Genomic DNA, 5344 nt, shown 5'->3' on the forward strand with positions numbered 1-5344 from the left:
AAGGTTACGGATGGTAACGTGGGGAGTACTCATGCTGATTGGTCTGCAAAAAGCAGTAATAAATTCAGAACTTCAGAATACCGTCAAGTCCCGAAAAAAGAAAAATCAGGTGCGGAATGACGGTTATTAAGCACAACTCACCTCTTTTCATCTTCACACCGCGCAGCGCCTGACGCTACAACCACTGCCGCTGTTCAATCTGCGCAGTGACACGGCAGGAAAAGCATAGCCACACGGTTGGCTATGCAAATCATACATAGGGGATGGGAATTTAGCAATTCACATTCCGGCTGGTTGTGCGAAGATATTTTCAATCCCTTCATGTATTGAGGTTAATAACGTGAATAATTTAATTGGTATTCTTGGCGGAATGGGGCCAGGGGCGACGGTTGACGCCATGCAAAAACTAATTAACAACACGCCAGCCAATAAAGACCAGGATCATATCCCTACTATTGCGGTATCAATTCCTGATATTCCTGACAGAACACAATGTATTTTGAACCATGGTGCATCTCCATTAGATAAAATGGTTCAATATATGAAGATCCTCGAAAATGCAGGCGCAGAATGTATTATTATTCCTTGTAATACCGCTCATTTCTGGTTCGATGAATTAAAAAAACGCACACATGTCGAAATGATCAGTATCATCGACACTACCTGCCAGTTGATTAAACAGCAACATTTGCACGCTGTTGGATTACTGGCCACCACCGCCACGTGCAAAGCAAAAATTTATCAGGATAACCTTAGCGCACTGGGAATTGCCTGTCAGATTCCTGACGACACTGCACAGCAGGCGGTAATGGAAAGCATTTATGCCTACAAGGCAGGCCGTATTGCCGATGCACATCGACTTCTGGCTCCAGTCAGAGACAGACTGCTTGATGCTGGCGTGGAAAAATTGATCCTCGGTTGTACTGAGCTGCCGTTAATTCTCCAACAAGATATGGCATCCGCACCAGAACACTACATTGACGCAACGGATGCCCTGATCAAGAAAACCGTTGAGTGGTATTTCGCCCACTCTCCGCGCCATCCCAGCCATCAAGGTACGCCTCATCACCCGATTGCCGCCTGAAAATGCGGTCAGACTGCTTGCACGCACGTTGACCGCTATAAAGAGCGTTAAATTGCCCTGATTTTCGCCGCAACGCAGAAAAAAAGGGCGATTTGCCTAATCTCTCAGCAAACGATCGCCCTTTGTATGTTCTTCCTTTGACATCCCCGCAGCACGCCGTTATTATGCGCCCCGTTCACACGATTCCTCTGTAGTTCAGTCGGTAGAACGGCGGACTGTTAATCCGTATGTCACTGGTTCGAGTCCAGTCAGAGGAGCCAAATTCTTGTTCTTATGCATCTTTGCGAATCCCTATATGTTTTAGGTTCAACAGGTTAGCGTGAAAACATTTCCCGATGTGTTCTTACTTTTCCCTCCGCATTGGGCGAATTTGGTGGTCAGATTTGGGGTCTTTCCGGTTCGATAAAGGAGTGACCCGCATATGTCCCTTAACGACACGAAAATCCGCAACTTAAAGCCTCCCGTTACCCCCATAAAACTGTCCGATTCTCATGGTCTATATCTTCATGTTAAACTGACAGGTTCGCGCCTCTGGTATTTCAGATATTACTTCGGCGGCAAAGAAATCCGCATCGCATTGGGCGCGTATCCGTTAATCAGTCTGTCTGAAACACGTCAGAAGCGAGATGTTCTTCGCAAACAACTGGCGCAGAACATCAAGCCGATGCAGCAACAAGGCATGGTCAGAAAACCACGCCGCCCGGCTGCTTGCCAGCATGAACAACCATCTCTTTCCGGCAATTGGCAGCATGCTCGTGACGGAGTTAAAAACGCAGCATTTCACCGCCCTGCTTAAAGGCATCGAAGCAAAAGGATTGAGGATTTCGTTGTTCGCCATGGCTTCCACGATGCTTTTCGGGAAGATATGGCTGATGAAGCTCTTCAACGTAAAGCCATCAGTATTCAGCCCGGTAGCAACCGCCGTTGTTGGCGCGGTCAGGTTCATGCCTGCACCCGGTTGGAAAATGTTGGCAAACAGCATACCGATCAGCAGAGAAATAACTGAAGCGGTAATGAACCAGGTCATCGCTTTAAGACCGACACGGCCTACGTCCGATGAGTTGTCCATACTTGCCAGCCCGGAAACCAGAGTAGCAAACACCAGCGGTGCGATGATCATTTTGATCATGCGTAAGAAGATGTCGGTGACCATGTTGAAGTAAGATGCAACTTCTTTTGCTCGTCCGCCATCCAGAAAATGATGACAAGCCCAGCCAATCAATATCCCTAAGATGATAGCCAGTGATATCTGCTTAAATAACTTCTGCCTTTGCATAGTGACCTCATGTTGATGAATAAACTCAGGCAATAAACATTGTTATTGGCAGTCAGCAGATCTCGGCGGCCATGCCTGCGAAAAGCACGACCTGCTGCACCAGTCATGTTTTATGGGTGATATTGCCTGGGCCAAGATATTACAACGATTCTACGGTTTTACTTTTTTTTCTTATACCTCACCATGCAAATAGAGAAGCAATTATGCAAAAAACGCATTTATTTTAGTTTTTTTATCTAAAATGAGAATTAAATGGCAACTGTTCATTCGTTGAGCTGAATGGAATTGATATTTAAAACAGTTAGTTAACTATGTCTATCGTGATTGATGTGTACGGTTATCATTTTTGCTTATGAAAAACGATCTCTTAGTAATTAATAGAATGAAGAACTGAGGGAAAAGTGTGCTGCAACAGCGCGCCGATCGCAGACAAATTCTCTGTTGCCGCATTCATTAATTGCAGTAGTTTTCTGTGAGTAATATCAAAATTCGTTAATGCGGGCCACCCTGGCCGTCCTCAGGAAAATGAATCACGATTCAGATCAAGCTATGGCTATCGCATCGTGTCATTTCCTGTGGCCAGCCTTTACACTATTACCCTTAAGGATTATGGTGATTAAACTGCGGTGGCTATGGCGATACATTTGACGGATTCTCCATCCCGACAGTCTATTCTCTGGCAGGATACGCTGTTAAAGGTTTCCCAATCAGTGTTGCAACAACGCACAGTCGACGATCTGTTGCAGGTTTTGCAAGGGGCCTCCTTTTCGGTGGTGAGGTTTCAGCGTGTCCATCTGCTCTGGTTTAACCCGCTACATAATCAGATTCGCTTTTATCGCTACGATCCGCTTACCGACAAGGTGACAGGGAGTGAAGAGGGCGCATTGCTGGCAGAGGGGCCGGGCAGTGCGAGCTGGACCTATGCCACACTCCAGCGGCGCGACCGTTTGCATTTTTTGCGCGATTATCCTTATCTGGCGCAACATCCGGCCTATTTAGGGTTAAGTGATTACTGTCTGGTGCCACTGGTACGAACGGGCGCGGATCGCGTGATGGGCGGGCTGGAGTTTCTCAAGGCGGATGGCAGTCTGTTTGATGACAGTGAAATTGCTTTTTTTCAAGCGTTGGCAAGTGTAGTTACCTGCGCGCTGGAAAATATCATGACGCGAGAGCAGGCTCAGAAAGAGACAGAATCTCTGCGCCATGAACGCGATCACTACCGCATTTTGGTCGATGTCACCAATACCGTTATCTCCAAACTGGAATTAAAAGCGCTCGCGCAAGAGGTCTCGCGTGAGATCCACCGTTTCTTTGGCATTGATTTTATCGCGCTGGCGCTGGGGGATAACGAGAACGAGGACGGGCCGTTAACCTACTATGCCACCCATTATCCTGCTGGAGAAAGTCCCGCTGGAAAAACCTCATACCACAAGCAAGGGAAAGTGCCGCTGACGGAAACCCTGGCAGCGCAAGTGATGCAAAACAATGCAGTGGTGCTGAGTGCCCCAGGGGAGGGTACACCCGGCACGCCGACGCGTTGTACGTTGGCACAGCGGCTTGATGGCGGCTTAACCCACGCGTGTCTTTTGCCGCTAGCCTTTGGCACCAGAGTATTAGGGGTGTTGGAGTTGGCCCACCGTCATGAACTGGCGGTGACCGAGGCGGATATTCGGCTGTTGCGGCAAATTGCGGCACGTATCGCGATTGCGCTGGATAACGCCGTGGCCTACGAACAGATCACCCGCCTCAAAGACAGCCTGATTCATGAAAATTTCTATCTGAGTGAACAGTTGACCGAGCATGTGCGCCAGCATGGCGATGATGCGTTTGGCGAAATCATTGGTTGTAGCCAAGCCATTCGTCAGGTGTTGGAGCAAGTGGAGATGGTGGCTGCCAGTGACAGCACGGTGCTGATTTTGGGCGAGACGGGCACCGGCAAAGAGTTGATTGCCCGGGCCATACACCGCCTGAGCCCGAGGCAGGGCAAACGCATGGTAAAAATGAACTGTGCCGCTATCCCTTCCGGGCTTTTGGAGAGTGATCTGTTTGGTCATGAAAAGGGGGCTTTTACCGGGGCAAGTGCGCAACGTCAGGGCCGTTTTGAACTGGCGGACAACAGCACGCTGTTTCTTGATGAAGTGGGCGATATTCCGCCGGAGTTGCAACCCAAACTGTTGCGCGTGTTGCAGGAGCGAGAAATTGAACGGCTCGGAGGCAGTAAGGTCATCTCCGTTGACGTGCGCCTGATTGCTGCCACCAACCGCGATTTAAAACAGATGGTGGCGGATCGCGAATACCGCAGCGATCTCTATTACCGGTTGAATGTCTTCCCCATTGTGATTCCCCCGTTGCGGGAGCGTCCGGAGGACATTCCGCTGTTGGTGAAGTTCTTCACGCGCAAGATAGCCCGTCGGATGAACCGCACTATCGACAATATTCCCTCTGAGGTGCTGCGTCGTTTAAGTCTTCTGCCGTGGCCGGGCAATGTGCGGGAATTGGAAAATGTCGTCGAGCGCGCGGTGATCCTCACGCGTGGTACAACCTTGAATCTGCAACTGGCCGAATTGCAGCAAATGCCACCGTCAGCGAGCGATGTTCAAAAACCGGTGGCTGCCCCTCTGGATATGCCATCCCGTCAGCCGTTACAGGACGATGAAGTGGAATCCGAGCGGCAAAAAATTATCCGCGTGCTGCGTGAAACCAACGGTATCGTCGCCGGGCCAAAAGGCGCGGCGGCGCGCATGGGGGTGAAACGCACCACGTTGTTATCGCGGATGCAGCGTATGGGGATCTCGGTGAAAGACATAGAGGAGATGGAGTAAGACAGCGTGTCTCCGCTTTTTCAACGGCGGTGATTTCATGTGTACTAGCTCAGACCTGATCTGACAGTTACCGGTTATTTATACAGGTGTCTGTCAGATTAAATCTGGTTCAGATTTTTTTCTGCCCAGACCCGTTTACCATCAAGTAATGTTGCCATTGGC

2 protein-coding genes, 1 tRNA gene and 2 pseudogenes are annotated in these 5344 nt (G+C 49.4%); 4 read left to right on the top strand and 1 reads right to left on the bottom strand.

Annotation, left to right across the window (positions count from 1 at the left end; all coding sequences use genetic code 11):
* Positions 1-340 precede the first annotated feature (340 nt).
* From ACTBDZ_RS14760 to ACTBDZ_RS14770, 3 genes and pseudogenes are all read left to right on the top strand, one after another.
* The gene (locus tag ACTBDZ_RS14760) at positions 341-1084 is read left to right on the top strand and encodes an aspartate/glutamate racemase family protein (protein WP_438815880.1); all 744 of its coding nucleotides are present in this window, start codon (positions 341-343) and stop codon (positions 1082-1084) included.
* A 184-nt stretch (positions 1085-1268) separates the two neighbouring features.
* Positions 1269-1344: transfer RNA gene (locus tag ACTBDZ_RS14765), tRNA-Asn, on the top strand.
* A gap of 161 nt (positions 1345-1505) precedes the next feature.
* Positions 1506-1899 (top strand): annotated as a pseudogene (locus ACTBDZ_RS14770) (Arm DNA-binding domain-containing protein); the annotation flags it as partial.
* Positions 1900-1901: 2 nt separating this feature from the next.
* On the opposite strand, the pseudogene ACTBDZ_RS14775 reads toward ACTBDZ_RS14770, so the two are convergent.
* Positions 1902-2360: pseudogene (locus ACTBDZ_RS14775) on the bottom strand (dicarboxylate/amino acid:cation symporter); the annotation flags it as partial.
* A gap of 632 nt (positions 2361-2992) precedes the next feature.
* On the opposite strand from ACTBDZ_RS14775, the gene ACTBDZ_RS14780 reads away from it, so the two are divergent.
* Positions 2993-5182, top strand: a complete 2190-nt coding sequence (locus tag ACTBDZ_RS14780; RefSeq protein ID WP_438815881.1) for a sigma 54-interacting transcriptional regulator — start codon at positions 2993-2995, stop codon at positions 5180-5182.
* The last annotated feature ends 162 nt before the right edge of the window (positions 5183-5344 follow it).

Source organism: Symbiopectobacterium sp. (assembly GCF_051710365.1).
GTDB lineage: Bacteria > Pseudomonadota > Gammaproteobacteria > Enterobacterales > Enterobacteriaceae > Symbiopectobacterium.

Excerpts from the sequence above, each read along its gene's own strand:
- ACTBDZ_RS14780 (WP_438815881.1), top strand. The coding sequence starts at position 2,993 with ATGGCGATACATTTGACGGATTCTCCATCCCGACAGTCTATTCTCTGG.